Source organism: Plantactinospora sp. KBS50 (genome assembly GCF_002285795.1).
Lineage (GTDB): Bacteria > Actinomycetota > Actinomycetes > Mycobacteriales > Micromonosporaceae > KBS50.
Map to the genome: position 1 here is coordinate 1,966,886 of NZ_CP022961.1, position 18,027 is coordinate 1,984,912.

The 18,027-nt window shown below is 72.4% G+C and carries 13 protein-coding genes and 1 pseudogene; 7 read left to right on the forward strand and 7 right to left on the reverse strand.

Annotated features, from left to right (window positions below; translation table 11 throughout):
• Positions 1-56: 56 nt before the first annotated feature.
• The 6 genes from CIK06_RS08850 to CIK06_RS08875 all read left to right on the forward strand — a co-directional run bounded on the left by CIK06_RS08850 (position 57) and on the right by CIK06_RS08875 (position 6,508).
• Positions 57-776, forward strand: coding sequence for a thioesterase II family protein (locus tag CIK06_RS08850; protein WP_157756667.1), 720 nt, complete (start codon positions 57-59; stop codon positions 774-776).
• Entirely contained in the window at positions 773-2,068 is a 1,296-nt protein-coding gene (locus CIK06_RS08855; RefSeq protein ID WP_095564421.1) for an aminotransferase class I/II-fold pyridoxal phosphate-dependent enzyme, read from the forward strand. The genes CIK06_RS08850 and CIK06_RS08855 overlap by 4 nt, the downstream gene beginning before the upstream one ends.
• Positions 2,065-2,409, forward strand: a complete 345-nt coding sequence (locus tag CIK06_RS08860; protein ID WP_095564422.1) for a phosphopantetheine-binding protein — start codon at positions 2,065-2,067, stop codon at positions 2,407-2,409. Before CIK06_RS08855 ends, CIK06_RS08860 begins: the two co-directional genes overlap by 4 nt.
• The gene (locus CIK06_RS08865; RefSeq protein WP_198348146.1) at positions 2,402-3,997 is read left to right on the forward strand and encodes an amino acid adenylation domain-containing protein; all 1,596 of its coding nucleotides are present in this window, start codon (positions 2,402-2,404) and stop codon (positions 3,995-3,997) included. The genes CIK06_RS08860 and CIK06_RS08865 overlap by 8 nt, the downstream gene beginning before the upstream one ends.
• 53 nt (positions 3,998-4,050) lie before the next feature.
• Positions 4,051-5,394, forward strand: a complete 1,344-nt coding sequence (locus CIK06_RS08870) for a condensation domain-containing protein (RefSeq protein WP_198348147.1) — start codon at positions 4,051-4,053, stop codon at positions 5,392-5,394.
• 262 nt (positions 5,395-5,656) lie between these two features.
• Positions 5,657-6,508 (forward strand): S1 family peptidase, encoded by an 852-nt coding sequence (locus tag CIK06_RS08875; protein WP_095564425.1) that lies wholly within the window; start codon positions 5,657-5,659, stop codon positions 6,506-6,508.
• Between the two features lie 374 nt (positions 6,509-6,882).
• Here the strand turns inward: CIK06_RS08875 and CIK06_RS29245 are convergent, their stop codons facing one another.
• The 7 genes and pseudogenes from CIK06_RS29245 to CIK06_RS08920 all read right to left on the reverse strand — a co-directional run bounded on the left by CIK06_RS29245 (position 6,883) and on the right by CIK06_RS08920 (position 16,358).
• Entirely contained in the window at positions 6,883-7,863 is a 981-nt protein-coding gene (locus CIK06_RS29245; RefSeq protein ID WP_198348296.1) for an ornithine cyclodeaminase, read from the reverse strand.
• Positions 7,864-8,032: 169 nt separating this feature from the next.
• A complete protein-coding gene (locus CIK06_RS08890; protein ID WP_095564428.1) occupies positions 8,033-8,248 on the reverse strand; it encodes an MbtH family NRPS accessory protein in 216 nt (71 codons plus the stop codon).
• Positions 8,249-8,279: 31 nt separating this feature from the next.
• Complete coding sequence (locus tag CIK06_RS08895) at positions 8,280-10,013, reverse strand: DUF885 domain-containing protein (protein WP_198348148.1); 1,734 nt, start codon at positions 10,011-10,013, stop codon at positions 8,280-8,282.
• 16 nt (positions 10,014-10,029) lie between these two features.
• Positions 10,030-11,268 (reverse strand): annotated as a pseudogene (locus tag CIK06_RS29250) (MFS transporter); the annotation flags it as partial.
• Positions 11,269-11,366: 98 nt separating this feature from the next.
• Positions 11,367-12,416: a ketoacyl-ACP synthase III family protein gene (locus CIK06_RS08910; RefSeq protein ID WP_157756670.1), complete on the reverse strand. Its 1,050-nt coding sequence runs from the start codon at positions 12,414-12,416 to the stop codon at positions 11,367-11,369.
• Between the two features lie 283 nt (positions 12,417-12,699).
• Positions 12,700-13,356 carry a TOPRIM nucleotidyl transferase/hydrolase domain-containing protein gene (locus CIK06_RS08915; RefSeq protein WP_232534092.1) on the reverse strand — a complete coding sequence of 219 codons (657 nt, stop codon included), beginning with the start codon at positions 13,354-13,356 and terminating at the stop codon, positions 12,700-12,702.
• Positions 13,357-13,406: 50 nt separating this feature from the next.
• On the reverse strand, positions 13,407-16,358 hold the full coding sequence (locus CIK06_RS08920) for a tetratricopeptide repeat protein (RefSeq protein WP_198348149.1): 2,952 nt from the start codon (positions 16,356-16,358) through the stop codon (positions 13,407-13,409).
• Positions 16,359-16,678: 320 nt separating this feature from the next.
• Here CIK06_RS08920 and CIK06_RS08925 point away from each other — a divergent pair, with 320 nt between their 5' ends.
• Positions 16,679-17,779 (forward strand): hypothetical protein, encoded by a 1,101-nt coding sequence (locus CIK06_RS08925; RefSeq protein WP_157756671.1) that lies wholly within the window; start codon positions 16,679-16,681, stop codon positions 17,777-17,779.
• Positions 17,780-18,027: the final 248 nt, after the last annotated feature.

Here is an 18,027-nt window from a genome sequence, read left to right on the forward strand (position 1 = left end):
CACGCCGGCGCCGGTGCCGCGGTGTTCCGCTCCTGGGGCAGGGCATCCCCGAGCCGGTGCGGGTCTGCCCGATCCAGCCGCCGGGCCGGGAGAACCGCAAGACCGAGCCGCTGTTCACCCGGGTCGGGCCGCTGGTGCGGGAACTGGCCGGCGAGATCACCGCCGCGGTGCGGTCGCCGTACGCCATCCTCGGGCACAGCACCGGCGCGCTGTGCGCCTTCGAGGTCATCCGCGAGCTTGCCCGCACCGGCGGCCCGCTGCCGGTGCACCTGTTCGTCTGCGGCCGGCCGGCGCCGCAGCATCCGCTGACCCCCAGCGACCTGGCCGGGATGTCCGTGCCGGAGCTGGAGACGTTCCTGCGGGATCTGGAGGGCACGCCGGAGGCGATCCTGTCCGACCACGGGCTGCTGAAATGGATGCAGCCGCTGCTGGCCGCCGACTTCGCGGTCAACGAGCACTACACCTTCGAACCCGACCGGCCGCTGGACATCCCGATCACCGCTTTCGGCGGCCGTACCGATCCGGTGGCCAGCGAGGAGCTGATGGCGGCCTGGAAGGAACAGACCACCGCCGACTTCGCGCTGCACCTGCTCGACGGCGGCCACTTCGCGATCTTCGACGAGGCGCCGCGGGTGCACGCCGAGATCGCCGCCGCGCTGCGGGACGAGGCGTCGCGGGACGTGGCGTCGCGGGACGGGCGAGCGTCGCGGGACGGGGGCGCGTCGCGGGACGGGGGCGCGTCGCGGGACGCGGCCGGGGCGGAGGCCGGGCGATGATCCTCTCCGCGGCGGGACGAAAGATGGCCAGCCCGTCCGGGCTGCGCAGCATCATGGAGGACATCGCCACCACCACCGCCAACTCGGTGGGCGAGCGGTGGCTGAACCTCGGCGTCGGCAACCCGGCCGCCATCCCCGAGGTGACCGGGACCTGGCAGCGGCTGACCGGCGAGGCGCTGGCCGCCGACTTCGCCGAGGTGAGCTGCCGGTACGGCGCCTCGCGCGGCAATCAGGACCTCGTCGAGGCGGTGGTGCGCTACTTCGGGGAGCGCTACGGCTGGGACATCGGCCCGGGCAACGTGGTGGTCGGCCCGGGTAGCCAACTGCTCTGCTTCATCGCCGCGGCCCTGTTCACCGGCGCCGGGGCGCCCCGACCGGCGAACCTGGTGCTGCCGATGGTGCCGGACTACACCGGGTACCAGGGCCTCGGCCTCACCCCGGACGGGATCGTCGGCGTGGAGGCGGCGCTGCACCACGACGGCGACCGGTCCTTCGGCTACCGGTTCGACCTCGCCGCCCTGAACCGGCGCGACGACCTCGGGCTGCTGATGCTCTCCAGCCCGGGCAACCCGACCGGCCGCAGCCTGACCACCGCCGAACGGGACGAGCTGATCGACATCGCGGCCCACCGGGACGTACCGCTGCTGATCGACCATGCCTACGGCGAGCCGTTTCCGGGCATCGGCGACGGAACCGCGGCGCCGCGCCCGCACGACAACGTGATCAACTGCTTCACCCTGTCCAAGGCCGGGCTGCCCGGCGAACGGATCGGCTTCGCGGTGGGGCCGGAGCGCTACATCGGCCCGATGGTGTCCTTCGTGGCCAACGCCGCGTTGCACGCGCCGCAACTGGTGCAGGCCACGGTGGCCCGCGCGCTGTCCTCCGGGACGCTGGACGAGCTGGTGTCCACCGCGATCCGGCCGTTCTACGCGCAACGCCGGAAGACGGTCGAGAAGCTGCTGTTCGACACGCTGCCCACGGATGTGGCCTGGCGGCTGCACGCCAGTCAGGGCGGGTTCTTCTGCTGGCTGTCCGTGGACGAGCCGTGGTTCGATGACCTGGCCTTCTACCAGGCGCTGAAGCGCAAGCGGGTGTTCGTCGTCCCGGGCCGGCACTTCTTCACCGACCCGAGCGGTGGCGGCCCGCTCGGGGCGCACCCCCGGCGGTGTTTCCGGGTGAGCATCAGCGCGGAACTGACCGCGCTCACCGACGGGATCGGCCGGATGGCGCAGGCGCTGGCGGAGGCGGGCCGGGACGGCCTGGCGCCGGCAGACAAAGGGCAGCCGGGATGACCGGGCGCCGCGAGGACGAGGAGAACGGAATGGCCGAGTGCCGCGAGGACTTCGTGGACACCGAGTACGTCGCCCCCGAGGGCGAGCTGGAACAGACGGTGGCCGGCGTCGCCGCCGAGGTGCTGGGGGTGAGCCGGGTCGGCCGCTCCGACAGCTTCTACGACTTCGGCACCACCTCGTTGCAGGCGGTCCGGATCTGCGCCCGGATCAACCGGCTGACCGGCATCCAGGCGCTGCCGGTCTGGCTGTTCGACAACGACGTACTTGCCGACTTCGCCCGGCGGCTGGGCGAGGCCGGGACCGTCGAGATGGCGGCGGAGCGGGGCGGGTCCGGTGCGTGACGGGCCGCCGCCCGAGCCGGTGATCCACGTCGCGGTGGACCGGCACGCGGCCGCCCGGCCGGACGCGCCCGCGCTGATCGAGGCCGGCGTGCGGGGACCGGGCGCCCCGGTCAGCTACCGGGTGCTGGTCGGCGCGGCCCGGGCGTACGCGGAGCAGCTGTCCCGCCGGGGAGTCCGGCCGGGGCAGGTGGTGCCGCTGCTGCTGCCGCGCTCGCCGCAGTTGGTCGCGGTGGAGTTGGCGGTGCTGATGTGCGGCGCCGCGTACGCCAACCTGGACGTGCGCTGGCCGGCCGAGCGGCACGCCGCCATCATCGAGATGATCGGACCGGAGCTGGTGGTGACGCGGGACGCCGCGGCCCCCGGCGGCGCCGACGCGCTCCGGTTGCCGCCGGAGGACCTGTCCGACGTCGCGGACCGGGCGGACGGCTTCGTGCCGGCCACCGTGGACGGCTCGGCACCGGCCACGGTGTTCTTCACCTCCGGCACCACCGGCCAGCCCAAGGGGGTGGTGGTGCCGCACCGGGCGGTGACCCGGCTGTTCGGCCCGGACCGGGTTCCCGGCTTCGGCCCCGGCCGAGCGATGCCGCAGGCCGCGCCGCCGGCCTGGGACATGTACGGCTTCGAGGCGTGGGGACCGCTGACCAGCGGCGGCTGCTCGGTGATCGTGCCCGAGGACCATCTGATGCCCGGTCGGCTCAGCGAACTGGTACGCACCGCCGGGGTGAACCGGCTGTGGCTGACCAGCTCGCTGGTGAACCTGTTCGTGGACGAGGACCCGGACTGCTTCCGCGGCCTGGGCGCCGTGCTGACCGGCGGCGAGCGGCTGTCGCCCAAACACATCGGCGCGTTCCTGGCCGCGCACCCGCAGATTCCGCTCTGGAACGGGTACGGCCCGGCCGAGAACTGCATGCTCACCACCGCCCACCGGGTCGGCCCGGCCGACTGTGAGCTGGCCGGCGGTGTCCCGGTCGGCAGGCCGGTGCCCGGCAGCGACGTGCTGGTGCTCGACGAGAACGGGCAGCGCTGCCCCGCCGGGGCGCCCGGCGAGATCTGCATCGCCGGCACCGGGCTGGCGCTGGGCTACCTGGGCCAGCCGGAGCTGACCGCGCAGAAGTTCCCCACCGTGCAGGTCGACGGCGTACCGGTGCGGATCTACCGCACCGGCGACGTCGGGATCGTCGACGAATCCGGTGTGCTGCACTTCCGCGGCCGGCGGGACCGGCAGATCAAGATCGCCGGACACCGGATCGAGCTGGGCGAGGTGGAGGTCGGCGCCCGCCGGCTGGACGGCGTCCGCGAGTGTGTCGCGCTCCCGCTGGCCGGCGACGACGGTTCGGTGGCCCGGCTCGCGCTGCTCTACACCACCGACGCCGCCGACGCCGCCGCCGGCCCGGTCGCCGCGGGCAACGGGCCGGACCCGGTCGGGGTACGCGCGGCGCTGGCAGCCCGGCTGCCCGCGTACCTGGTGCCCGACGTGGTGCGGATGCTCGACCAGTTCCCGGTCACCGCGAACGGCAAGGTCGACCGGGCCGCGCTGGAGTCGCTGGCCCGCCGCCCCGGCCGAGCCGCCCGGCGGCCGGCGCGGTGACCGCCCGCCCGCCGACCGCCGGACCCGCGGTGACGTCCCCGCCGGAGGGACCCGTGGCCGCGGTCGCCACCTACCCGATGACCGTCGAGCAGCAGTCGATCTGGCTGGACGAGGCGCTGCACGACGGGCCGTCCCGCTACCTGGAGTCGTGGGTGTACCGGTTGGCCGGGCAGGTCGACGAGCGGGGCGTGGACTGGACGTACCGGGAACTGGTGCGCCGGCACGAGGGGCTGCGCAGCCGCTACCTGCTGCTCGACGACGAGCTGGTGCAGCAGGTGCTGCCGCCGGAACGGGCGCCGGGTGCGGCGCGGCGGGCGTGTTCGCCCGTCGAGCTGGATGCCGAGCTGCGCCGGCTGGTGTCCCGGCCGCTGGATCTGACCGACGCGCCGGTCCGGGCCACCCTGCTGTGCCTGGCCGAGGACGACGTGGTGCTGGTGGTCCAGTTCCATCACATCGTGGTCGACGACTGGGCGGTGCACGTCCTGGAGCAGGAGTTCGAGGAGTGCTACCGGGCGTGGCTCGCGGGCCGGCCGGTGCCGCTGGGAGAGGCGCCGCAGCCGGGCCGGTACGCGCTCACGCAGCGTCGGGGCCGCCCCGCCGCGCAGGTCCGGGCGTACTGGCGGGACCAGCTCGCGGAACTGCCGCCGGATGCCGCCTACTCGCTGCCGCCCGACTCACCTGGCCCTGCCCACTCACCTGGCCCTGCCGACCGGCCCGGCTCGACCGGCCGGGGCCGGGCGGGTGGCGCGCGGCTGCGGTTCGCGCTGGAACCGGCGGTGCGGCAGCGGATCCGGGCCGCCTGCAAGCAGCTCCGGGTGACCCCCTTCGTCCTGTTCGCCGCGGCGGTCGGGGCGCTGCTGGCGGCCCGTACCGGATCGTCCGACGCGGTGGTGGGCACCCCGGTGTCCCGTCGTGGATCGGCGGAGTCCGACCGGATGGTCGCCTACCTGACCCAGGTCCTGCCGCTGCGGCTGCGGGTGGACACCGGGGGGACCTTCGCCGAACTGGTGGGCCAGACCAAGCGGGTGGCCGCGGGGGCGATGACGCATCGGGACATCACGGCGGCCGAGCTGACCCAGCCGCTGCGCCGTTCCGGCGCCGGCGCGCCCGTGCTGACCCGTACCGTGCTGGTGCTGGACGACGACGCAGCCGGAATGGACCTGCCCGGCGTCACCGCCGAACCGCTGCCCGTGCCGTCCGGGGCGTCCAAGTACGACCTGCTGCTCACCCTGGTGGCCCGGGGCCGCGGCTATCAGGGCTTTCTGGACTACGCCGGCGACCGGTACACCGAGCGTACGGCCCGCAGGTTCGCCGACGAACTGGCCGCGCTGCTGGCGGCGGCGACCGACGATCCGCAGCGCCCGCTGGACCGGCTCCTGGCCGCGGCGGCCATTTAATATTCATATTCAGAATTGCATGGAATGCTACGCACGGTTACCAAATGAATGATCAAATCCCTGCTAATAAAGCTTTTACCAAAATCGCCTTGTCTCGGCGCTTTGGATATGATATTCACTTGCATGTACATTGAATGTGACTGATACTCACATAGACGTTTGTCAGGAGAGCGGCGTTTCCTATCCCCGACGGCGCGTCTCCTGGCAGCGGCTCGTGGGCCCCGACCCCGTGGGGCTCCCCACCCCCGTTGAGGAGGAGACAGTGAGGATCAGACGTACCTCTGCCCGGCTGGCCGCCGCGGTCATCGGTGTGGTCACCGTCGGCGTGTTCGCCGCGCCGGCCGCCGCCGCCCCGCAGGTCTACAGCGCCGGTCAACTGGCCGCGCTCAGCGACACGGTGGAACAGTCCGGCGTCGAGGGCATCGCGTGGCACGTGGACAGCGCGTCCGGCCGCGTCGTCGTGACCGCGGACAGCAGTGTCTCCCGCGCCGCGATCGCAAAGATCAAAAAGAGCGCCGGTCTGCGGGCCGGCGCGATCAAGGTGGAACGCACCGCCGGCGTGTTCACCCAACTGCTCTCCGCCGGTGACGCCATCTACGGCGGCGGCTACCGCTGCTCGCTCGGGTTCAACGTGGTCAGCGGCAGCACCTACTACTTCCTCACCGCCGGGCACTGCGGCGAGGCGGTGAGCACCTGGTACACCGACTCCAGCCAGAGCACCCTGATCGGCCCGACCGTCAACTACAGCTTCCCGGGCAACGACTACGCGTTGGTCCGCTACGACAACACCTCGCTCAGCCACCCGGGTGGATTCACCGCGGCGAACGCCTACGTCGGTGAGTCGGTGACCCGTCGGGGCTCGACGACCGGCGTGCACACCGGCACGGTCACCGCGCTCAACGCCCGGGTCCGCTACCTGGGCAGCGGCGTGGTGCGGGGTCTGATCCAGACCAACGTCTGCGCCGAGCCGGGCGACTCCGGCGGCCCGCTCTACGACGGCACCAAGGCGCTCGGTCTCACCTCCGGCGGCAGTGGCAACTGCACCGCCGGCGGCACCACGTTCTTCCAGCCGGTGCCCGAGGCGGCCAGCGCGTACGGCGTGACCGTGTACTGACCCGACCCGACCCGATCCGACCCGTACCTGATCCGACCCGATCCGATCCGTACCCGATCCGATCCGATCCGGCCGCGCCGGTCGACAGGTGCACCCCTGCGGCCGGCGCGAGCCGGCGGGTGGTGACGGGTGGTGACGGGTGGTGGCGTGCGGGCCGGACGGGACGTCGGGTCGTGCGGTCCACGTCCACCGGCCGTTTACGCACCGTGACCTCGCTGATCGCGACAAGACTTTTTGCAGGTATGCCTGAGAGTCATTTAAATGACTCTCAGGCATACCTGCAAAAGATGTGTTCGATCCCGGTCCGGTGTTCACGGACCGTAGTCGGCACCTGTCGGCACCTGTCGGCACCTGTCGGCGCCTGTCCCGGGCGACTACCGGGGCAGCCAGGTGCCGGCTCGGCGGTCCAGGGCCGCCGCGTGGACGTGCGCGGCGAGGGCGATGTCGTGCACCCCCATGCCGAACGGGTTGATGACCACCAGCCCGGCCGCCGCCGGCGTACCGCCGCTGGAACCCGCCGGCATACCGCCGCCGGAACCCGCCGGCATACCGCCGCCGGAACCGGCCGGCTCTCCGCCGGAACCGGCCGGCTCTCCGCCGGAACCGGCCGGCTCTCCGCCGGAGACCAGGCTGGCCAGCTCGGCGTCCACCGCCCGGCCGCCGGGCGGCGCCGGCTCACCGGGACCGGTGACCCGCCCGGCGCGGGCCAGCCGGCCCAGCAGCCGGGTGTCGTCCTCGCTGACCAGCTCCCAGTCGTCCACCACCAGGTAGTCGCAGCCGAGCAGCAGATCCTCGGTGGCGTCGTCCAGCGAGACGTTGACGAACACGCCGTCCGGCGGCAGCCAGTCCAGCGGCACGTACGGCGATGTGGTGGTGGTCGCGGCGATCGTCACCGTGGCCGCCGACACCGCGTCCCGGGCCGTGTCGGCCACGGTGATGGTGGCCCCCGGCACCAGCGCGGCGGCGCTGCGGGCGAACGCCGCCGCCCGGTCCGCGCTGGTGTCGTGCACCGTCAGCGAGGCCAGCCGGGTCCGGGCGGCCAGCAGCTCCAGATGGGTACGCGCCTGCCGGCCGCAGCCCAGCACCGCCAGCTCCCGGACCGTGCCGAGGTCCCTGACGGCGCGCAGCGCCACCATCGACACCGCGGCGGTGCGCAGCGCGCTGATCTGCCCACCCTCCAGGATGCAGCTCGGCGCGGCGGTGTCCGGGTCGGCCAGCACGACCAGCCCGTGCGCGCGGGGCAGCCCGCGGTCCGGGTTGCCGATGCACGCGTTGATGATTTGCAGCCGTACGCGCCGTCGTACCGGGCCGGCAGGATCAGGCTCCGCGCGCCGGTGCCGTCGGCGGCGGTCCAGCGCAACGCCGCCTCCGGCGTGATCGCGGCGTCGCCCCGGCGCAGCGCCCGGAACGCGTCCGTGACGACCTCGACCGGGTCGATCGCCTTGACGATGTCGGCGACCTCGGCCGCGGACAGGTAGAGCAGGGCGTCGGCCGGCGCCTGCGGGGTGGGCACCATCGGCACGCCTACTGCGCCTGAGCTTCCATGGCCAACCGCAGGCTCTTGGGCCGCATGTCGGTCCACACCTGCTCGATGTGGTTCAGGCACTCCTCACGCGAGCGGGCCGGGCCGACCAGGCTCCAGCCGGCCGGCAGGCTCTCCTGGCGCTGGGCCGGCCAGATGGAGTACTGCTCCTCGTCGTTGATCACCACGAAGTAGTCGGCGGTCTCGTCATCGAACATCGCGGGCTTCCCCTTCCGGTAGGTGACTTTGTTACAGGTGGCCGAGCTCGTCGACCAGGTCGCGCAGCCCCACCGAGCCGAGCGACAACGCGGCCATGTGCCAGGACCGGGTGTCGAATTCCGTACCGCGGTCCCGGTGGGCGGCCTCCGCCGCGGCGCGACCGGCCAGCCAGGCGCGCTCGCCGAGTTTGTAGCTGATCGCCTGGCCGGGCAGTCCGAGGTAGCGGCCGACCTCGGCGTCCAGCGCCGCCGCCGGCTGCCCGCTGTGCGCGCCGAGGAACGCCCGGGCCAACTCCGGCGTCCAACGGCGGCCGGCGCCCAGCGGGGAGTCCGCCGGTGCCGGCAGCTCCAGGTGCAGACCGATGTCCAGCACGACCCGGATGGCCCGCAGCAGCTGCCGGTCCAGGTAGCCGAGCCGGTCGCCCGGGTCGGCGAAGTAACCCAGTTCGTCCATCAGCCGCTCGGCGTACAGGGCCCAGCCCTCGGTGCAGGCGTCCACGCCGCCCACGCTGCTCTGGTACAGCGACAGCCGGTCGGCAACGTACACCCACTGGCCCAGGTGCAGATGGTGGCCCGGCACACCCTCGTGGTACCAGGTGCTGAGCAGCTGCCACAGCGGAAACCGGGTCTGCCCGTTGCCGGGCAGCCAGGTCCGACCCGGGCGGGAGAAGTCCTGCGACGGGGGCGTGTAGTACGCCGCGCCGGAGCCGGCCGGCGCGATCCGGGCCTGCACCACCCGCAGCGGCGGCGCCAGCTCGAAGACGGTGCCGTCGAGATCACGGATCGTCTCGTCCATGAGCTGCTGGAGGCGTACCCGGATCGCCTCGACGCCCTCGACGGCCTCGCCGTGCTCGTCCAGATGCCGCATCGCGGCCCGGGGCGTGGCACCCGGCAGCACCTGGCCGGCCGCCCGCTCCACCTGGGCGGACAACTCCCGGTAGGTGGCCCAGCCCCACTCGTACGTCTCGACCAGGTCCGGGTCCGCGCCGGTCCAGAAGCGGGCCCAGACCCGGTACCGGTCGGCACCGATGGCGTCCGGCCCGCCCGCCACCCGCGGCAGATAACCGGTACGCAGCCAGTCGCGCAGACCCGCGGTGCCGGCCGCGGCGTCGGCCGCCGCGGCGTCCAACTCGGCGCGCAGCGGTCCGGAAACCCGGGCGGCGTCGGTGAAGCCGGCGTACCAGCCGCGGCCGCCGGCCTCGGCCAGCCACTGTCCGAGCTGGTCGGCCAGCAGCTCGACCTGGTGGGGTGCCGCCGTGAAACCGCCGCGGTCGGCGGCCTGCTCCAGGGTCTCGCGGAAATCGGCGAGCGCGGCGGGCAGCCGGCGCATCCGGCGCGCCACCGCGGCCCAGTCCTCGGGGCCGTCCGTGGGCATGAGCGCGAAGATCTCCTGCACCCGCTCCTGGAGCCCGAAGACGTTCACCAGCTCCCGCAGGTACTCATCGTCGCCGCTGGTGGCGAGGTCCGCCTCCAGCCGCTCCCGCAGCAGCCGCCCGCACCGCCGCTCGATGTCGGTGAGCGTGCCGGCGCCGGCCGCGGCGCGTTCCGCCGCGGCCAGCTCGGTCAGCGTCCCGCGGGACAGCTCGTCGTGGGCGATCCGGCCGGCCGGCGACAGGTCGGGCAGCCGGTCCTGACCGACCGGCAGGCCGAGCCAGGTCGCCACCAGCGGGTTGAGCGCGGCGAACCGGTGCACGTACCGGTCGGCGAGGTCCCGGATCGGTCGGCCGCGATCCGGATCGCCGGGCTGGTGCACGGGTTCGCCCACGACGTGTCGGCCTCCGCTATCTCGCGCCCGGCGTACCGGCCGAGGTCGCCAGGCCCGGCACGGGCGGCTCGGGCACCGGCGGACCGACCACCGTGCCGTCGGCGGTGCGGCGGATCGCCCGTACGCCGGGGATCAGCACGGTGAGGGCGCACGGGATGGCGATCAGCGCGGCGGCGCCGATCAGGGTGCTCGCGTTGCCGACGCGCGCGGCCAGCGGGCCGACGATGGCGAACCCGGCGGGCATCGCGACCAGCGAGATCATCCAGTCGTACGACTCCACCCGGGACCGGATCTCGTTCGGGATCAGCTGACCCATGGTGGCGCCCCACACGCTCTGCAGGAAGAACAGCCCGATCCCGCTGGCGAACGCGGCCACCCCGATCACCCAGGTGTGCAGCGGCGGCGCGATGGCCAGCATCGGCGCGATGGTCACCACCAGCGCGAGGTTCGCCGCCACCAGCGGTCGCTTGGGCTTGAGCCGCAGCGAGATGATGCCGCCCACGAAGCCGCCGGCCGCCCAGCAGGCGGACAGGACACCCCAGACGGACGCGCCGCCGAGCTGGCTGGCCGCGATGACCGGACCGAGCACGAAGTACGCCGCCATGGCCGCGTTCCACAGCGAGTGCGCGATCAGCGAGGTCCAGTACCAGGGGCGGATCGTCACCTCACGCCAGCCGGTACGCAGGTCCTTCCAGAACGGCTCCGCCTTGGGCAGGGCCCGGGGGCCAGCCGCAGCAGGGCCAGCGAGATCGCGCTCACCACGAACGTCGCCGCGTCGAGGCCGAAGACCAGCCCGGGACTGAACGCGGCGATCAGCAGACCGGAGACGGCCGGACCGCCGACCGAGAAGAACGTGTTGGCGAAGTTGATCAGCGCGTGGCCGCTCTGCAGTTGCTCCGCCGGCAGGGTCTCCGGCAGCAGGCCGCCGGAGGCCGGGTCGAAGAACGCGGTCGCCGCGCCGAAGACCGCCGCGCCCACGGCCAGCATCCAGATCTGCGCGTGTCCGCTGAGCAGCAGCGCCGCGAGCACACCCTGGACCACCGCCCGCACCACGTCGGAGCCGAGCATCACGTAGTTGCGCCGCAGCCGGTCCGCCCACACCCCACCCACCAGGGTGAAGACCATCGTGGCGACCGTCTGGATGGCGGTCACGTAGCCGATCTCCACGGCCCCGCCGCCGAGATCCAGGATGGCGAAGACCAGCGCGATCCGGGTGATCGCGGTACCCAGCGCGGAGACCGTCTGGCCCACCCACAGCAGCCGGAAGGCGCGGATGGCGAACGGTTCCAGGCCCTTCACCGGCGGTCCCCGGAAAGCCGATCGTCGGTCATGGCTGATCCTCCCCGCCGCATCTCACCGCGACGCTCCGCTGCCGACCCCGGTGCCGTCCGGGCCGCCGTCCGCGGCGCCGGTCCAGTCGGGTTCGGTGCTGATCTCGACAATTGCGCAGCCGTAGCTGAAGCCGACCCCGTTGCCGCACAGTGCGACGCGGTCGCCGGCGCATACCGCACCGGTCTCCAACAGGTGCGTGAGACCGGCGAGCTGATTTCCGGCACCGAGGTGCCCGACCGTCCGGCCCCAGTCCCAGGTGGTCATCGAGTCGGCGATACCGAACCTCTTGCGAAACTCCCGGTCCACCAGGAACTGCCCGACGTTGGCGAACACCCAGCGGTCGACGTCGGCGCTGGCCAGCCCGGCATCGGCCAGCGCGGTCTCGACGCTGCCCCGCTCGTGCGCGGACATCGACTCCAGCATCGGGCGCAGCCGGCGCCGCTGCTCGGCCAGGAAGGCCGCGCGGCTGGGATGGTCGGCCGGATCGGCGGCGCCGACGCCGAGGAACCGGCCGTCACCGAGTACCGCCGTGGACAGCAGCCGGGCCACGCCCGCGCCGCGGGACAGCACCACCGCGGTCGCCCCGTCGCCGGCCAGCTCGCCCTGGCCGGCCCGGTAGCGGTCGGTGTCGGCCTGGTCCCGGTCGCTCGTGGTGATCAGCGCGGACGCCGGGGTCGGCCCCGCGGACAGGTACGCCGCGCCCAGCTCCAGCGCGGCCAGCGTCCCGTTGCACGCCTGCCGCACCTCCACCGCCAGGGCGCTGGTGCCCACCGTGCGGCCCTGCACGTACGACGCCGGCGGGAAGTCGTCCGGCCCGTGCGTCTCGCAGCTCACGTGCACGACGAGCCGGACGGTGTCGGCGGGCACACCGGCCCGGGACAGCGCGGCCCGACCGGCGTCCACGGCCAGGTCGAGGACGCTTCGCTCATCCTGGATCACGCTCACCGACAGGTAGCCGTGGGCCTCCCGGAAACCGGCGTCATACCGGCCCTCGGCCACGGCGACAGCCGTCTCCTCGATGTGTCCCAACACCATTGCGCTGGCATTGACGTACACGTCGCTCCACCGCACGTACCCGACTGCTCCCTCTGGTTGGGGGTGGACCAGGATGCCCTGGACGAACCAAGAAAGACGCCGTGAGCATCACGGGTCGACGGTGTGGGTCGCGAATCTATCGCAAAGCCCCGCAATGTCGCCGTAATGCGGACATAAATCGAATCGCGTTGATGATCATACCGGCCGGTCGAACGGGTCGCAACCCTGGTCGATGGCCTCCGCCCGACACGCCCGACGCGCCCGAGGCTGCACCGGATGCTTCCGGCGAAAGCTTCCGGCGGCGGCCTCCGGCGGCCGGTCAGACGTAGGCCAACAGCCGGGCCAGCGGATCGGGGATCCGCGCGTCGTCGAGCGCCTCGACCAGCATCCGACCGTAGTGGATCTTCCGGCCGCTGCGGGTACCCATGAAGCGGTGCAACTGCTGCTCCCGGCTGCGGCCACGGTGGAACGGCTGCTGCGCGAAGGTCCGGAACGGTCCCATCTCACCCTGCTCGGCGACCAGTTCCATGGTGCGGTCCGCGCCGAGCGAGCGGATCAGCTCGTCCTCCAGGTCCTCGACGCAGACGAAGAACCCGGCCCGCTCCAGGGCCTCCCGGCCGGGGGGCACGCTCAGACCGGCCCGCTCCAGACCGCGCCGGAAGTCCGGCTCCTCCGCGGCGTCACACAGCCCGGCCAGCCGCATGCCCAGGCCGTTCGGCCCCAGCGCGTCGAGGAAGTGCCCGATGCTGGACGCGCCGCCCATCGGCACGACGAAGACGTCCTCCGCGGCCAGCCGCCGGCCGTCCCGGTCGGCCAGCGCCGTCAGCGCCGCCTGGTCGCTGGCACCCTCCACCAGCACGATCGTGTGTCCGGCGGTCGCCGCGGGCGCATATCTCGCCACCGCAGCCACCGCCGCCCGGCGACCGCTGTCCTGCCTGGACATCTGTGCCGTCCTGGCCTGCACCTCGCTGTCCACCCGTGCATTCTCGCAACCCACCCCACCGCCGGCTACCCCCCCGGGAGGCGTCATGCGCCCGCGTCCGCCGGTGCTTCCGGTATGTCCGGCGGCCCGTCCCGCGCGTCACCGTCCGCGGCCAGGATGGTCAGCAGCCGGCTCCGTAGCGTGGCCTGGTCGCGTTGGCCGGCGTGGTCGAGCACGTCCAGCGCCTCGCGGCCCCGGGCCTGCGCGGCGGGACGGTCGCCGCTGGCCAGCAGGGCTGCCACGAGGACGGCGAGGGCCCGCGCCTGACGCAGCGGATCAGCCAGTTCCTCGCCGAGCGCCCGGGCCACGGTCGCGTCGGCCAGCGCATCCCGGTGCCGGCCCAGGCGAAGCCATGCCTCGCTCCTGATGATCAGCGCGTCGCAGCGGATGACGTCGTCGTTGACCCGGCCGTGCAGATCCAGCGGGACCTGGGTCTGGGCAAGGGCGGCTTCGGGCCGCTCGGTCAGAGCGCTCACCTCGGCCAGCCGTACGTGATTGAGACTGCGCCCGCGCAGGGATCCGCTCCGCTCCGAGACGGCGAGTGCCTCCCGATAGAGGCGGCGAGCGTCGTCGAACTGTCGTAGCTGCCGGTGGGCGTCGCCCAGGTGGGTGAGGGTGGACGCCTCGCCGTTCAGGTTGCCGGCCTCGCGACAGGCATGCAGAACCTGGCGGAAGACCTCGACGGCTGCCGGTATCCGTCCGGTGCGGAGATGGACGGAGGCGAGGTTGTGCAGGCAGATGAGCTGGATGTCGGCGAAGCCACCCTGCTTCGCCAGGCTCAGCGCCCGGGTGAAGATGTCATCGGCCCGCTCGTAGTCGTGCCCGGCAAACGAGACGGCACCAAGGTTGGCCAGGGTGCCGGCCTGGCCGAGGAGATGCCCGTCCGCGACCGCGGCGTCGAGCGCCACCTGCAGCATGTCCCGCAGCTCGTTCTGCGGACCGGACCGGTCGTACACCTCGTGCAACTCGTTGACGATCTGCCAGGCGTGCCGGAAGAAGCCCTCCCGCGCGGCGGCCCGCACCACGCTGGCCAGGTTGGCGCGTTCGGCCTCGCACCACCGCAGCGCCGCCGCGTCTTCGCGGAACTCCATCGGCCGCACGGAGACGGGCTCGGGAAGATCCGGTACGGCCGGCCGCTGCGGCTCCAGCCATCGGACCGCGTTGGTGGCCGTCAGCACATACCAGTCGAACAGTCGGTTGAGCGCCGCCCGCCGCACCGCGGACGGTCCGTCGGTGCGGTCGCGGTCGGTGGCGTACCGGTGGAGCAGATCGTGGATGCGGTACCGGCCCCTCGACTCGTGGTTGATGAGGTGGGCTCGGGCGAGTCGGTCCAGCGCCTGCTCGGCCGCGACAAGTTCGCTGTCGAGCAACGCGGCCGCCGCCTCGACGCCGATGGTGGTCCCGGGGAAGAGGCCCAGGCTCCAGAAGAGTCGGGCCGGGAGCGGGGCGAGCGAGTCGACAGACCAGGCGAAGACCGTTCGCAGGGTGAATTCGTCGCTGTCGTCCCCGTCGATGTCGAACAGCCGGTCGCCCAGTTCGTCGGCCAGGTCATCGAGCGCGGCGTTGGGTTGGGACGCCAGGTGCTCGCCGATGATGCGCAGCGCGATGGGCAGCCCACCGGAGAGGCGTCCCAGCGTGTGCAGTGCCGCGGGCCGGGCCTCGGCGCGTTCGGACCCGACGATCCGCGCCAGGAGGCTCGTGCGGTCGGGCTGCGGCAGTGGGGTGATGGTCAGGCTGCGGACGCCGTGCCGCACGCTGAGTCCGCTGAGGCGATTGCGACTGATGACGATCGTGAGCGTCGTGGCGGATCGGGGGATGAGCTGTCGCGCCTGGTCGGAGTCGAGAATGTTGTCGAGGACGACCAGCACCCGCCGGCCGTCCAGGAGCCGGTGGTACAACTCCCGGCGCTGGGTGGCGTCGTCGGGGATGCGGTCCGCGGCCACGCCGAGGCCGACGAGGAAGCGTCGCAGGGCGTCGTCCGGTTGCACCGGGGGTACCCGGCTGTGTGCCTCGGCGTTCAGGTACAACTCCCCCTCGGGGAACCAGCCGCTGCGGGCATGGCCCCACCGGGTGGCAAAGGCCGTCTTTCCGACTCCGGGCATCCCGGTCAACGCGATCACGTTTCCGGTGCCGCTGTCCGTGGCAAGCCTGTCCATCTCGGACAACAACCCGTCGTGTCCGGTGAAGTCGGGTACGTCATGAGGTAGCTGTCGCGGCACCGGGATTGTCTCGGCAATGGAGGCGGAAGACCCGTGGGAGGCCACCGGCAACCGGGCGGGCGCTTTTGTCATCTCCAGATCGGGATCCGTCCGCATCTTGCGTCGATACCGCCGGCTGAAGGCGACGACGAATTCACGGGCATCGTGAATTCGCCCCACCCCGTGCAGCGCGGCCACCTGCAATCTTGCCAGGACCTCGTCGAACTGATTATCCGCGATCAACGGTTCCAGGCGCGCCAACACCCGATCGTAGCGGCCGCTGGCCAGGTCGCTTCCGGCGAGCAGTTTTTCCGCGGCGAGCAACTGTTCCCGCATGTCCCGCCGAAGGTGTTCTCCGCGTGCGCCCCGGAGTTCGGGCAGCGGGTCATTCCGCCACAACTCCAGCGCCGTGGTGAGGAGGGCCACGCAGTGATCATGCTGGTTGCGGGAGGCGGCGTACCGCGCCTGGGCCGTCAGTCGCCGGAAGCGGTGGTAATCGACCATGGCCGGCTCGACGTCGAGGCGGTAGGCGCCGGTGCCCGGGACCCGCTCCAGCGCGTCCAGCACGCCGGCGGCGCGCAGGGCGGCACGCAGTCGACTGGCCAGCGTGTACAGCAGCGTCCGGCATGCCTCGGCATCACGATTCGGCCATAGAAGTTCCACGATCGCCTCGACCCGTACCGGATCGCCGGCGTGATAGAGAAGGACGGCAAGCAGGCCGCGCTGCTTCGCTGCCCCGAGCGGGATGGAACGCCCTTTGATCCGAAGTTCCGTAGGGCCCAGAATCGTGAATTCCATCGGCCTCATCCCCGCTGATCCGATCGATCACCCTAATAGGATTCTGTGCCACGGTGCTGAACGGTCCAAGCCTCCTGCCCAGAGTCCGAAATCGGACATTCCATGACCCAGTGGTGTGCATGGCCACTGCAAGGTGACTGGCAAGTTGATCCGCAAGTTGTCCTCCGACCCTGTGCTCTCAGACCTGGGCCAGGGAGGACGAAATGAGTTCTGCGGAGTGGTTGAGCGCACCGATCGGGATCGACGCCAAACATTGGATCACACGGACCGGCTGCCGGACAGTGCTTGCGGTTGCGCACACGATCGCCAGCTGCCACCGGGTGCTTGACGTGATCGACCTCGTCGAGGGCGATCCCCGGGTGCAGGTGGTCTTCACCGTGCCACCGGACGTCTTCAACCACCAGGTGACGCGGCACCTGGAGCGGCTCGGCGCACTCGTCCTACCGTGGCACCAGGCCGTCCGGGAGCGCTTCGACCTCGGCGTCGCCGCTTCCTACGGGGGGCTGCACCAGTTGCACACGCCCTTGCTCGTGATGGCTCACGGCGCGGGCCACGGCAAGCGGGTGCGGCCCCGATCCCACGGTGGTCCGAGCCTGAAGGACCCGGCGGTCTACGGTCTCGATCCCCAGCGGCTGACCCACAGCGGCCGGGTGCTTCCGGCCGTTCTCGCGCTCTCCCACGAACAGGAGCTTGCGGTGCTGCGCCGGCAATGCCCGGAGGCGCTGCCTGTCGCATTCGTCGTGGGCGATCCCTGCGCGGACCGGCTCGTCGCGAGCGTTCCGCTGCGCCGGGAGTATCGGCGTGCCCTCGGGGTCGACGATCATCAGGAACTGGTCGTGATTTCGTCCACGTGGGGGCGGGACGGTCTGTTCGGACACCGGCCCGATCTCCTGCCCCTGCTGATGAACCAGCTTCCGGCCGGCCGGTTCCGGATCGCCGCGCTGCTGCACCCCGCGGTGTGGGACGCGCACGGACACCGCCAGATCAGGGCGTGGCTCGGGGACTGCCGCAGGGCGGGGCTGCTGCTGCCCGAACCCACCGAGGACTGGCGCGGAGTCGTCGTGGCGGCCGATCACATCATCGGCGACCATGGCTCGGTCACCGCCTACGCCGCGGCCATCGGTCGTCCGATCCGGCTGCTGCCGGACCTGCGGATGATGCCCGCCGCCGGTACGCCACAACACCTCGTCACCGTCGGCGCCCCCCGCCTCGATCCGGGCGAACCGCTGCTGCCCCAACTGGCCTCGCCCGGCCGACTCGACCAGCAGGCGGTGATGGCCGCGCTTACCGCTCAGCCGGGCAGGGCCGGGACGCTGCTGCGACGCGTCATGTACCGCCTCCTCGGCCTCGTCGAACCCGGGCGACATCGGCAGGCCGATCCGGTACCCGTGCCGTTCCTGCCCTCCGGCGGTGCGCGGTGACGCCTTCCGCCGAGCCGGTCATCGTCGCGATCATGCCGTCCGTCCCGGCACCCCGGCTGGCAAGACTGGCCGACATCGCGCTCACCGGCACCGACGGCGACCCGTCCGGCGCCTGCGAGCGGTTGTTCTGGGCGTACCCGGGTCTGTCGCTCGCCGCGGTGGAAGGACCCGGGGGAAGGGTCGTGATCGGCACCCGCGACGGCCTGCGGTGCCACCTCGGCCCGGTCGTCACGGTGGCGGCGCGTCCA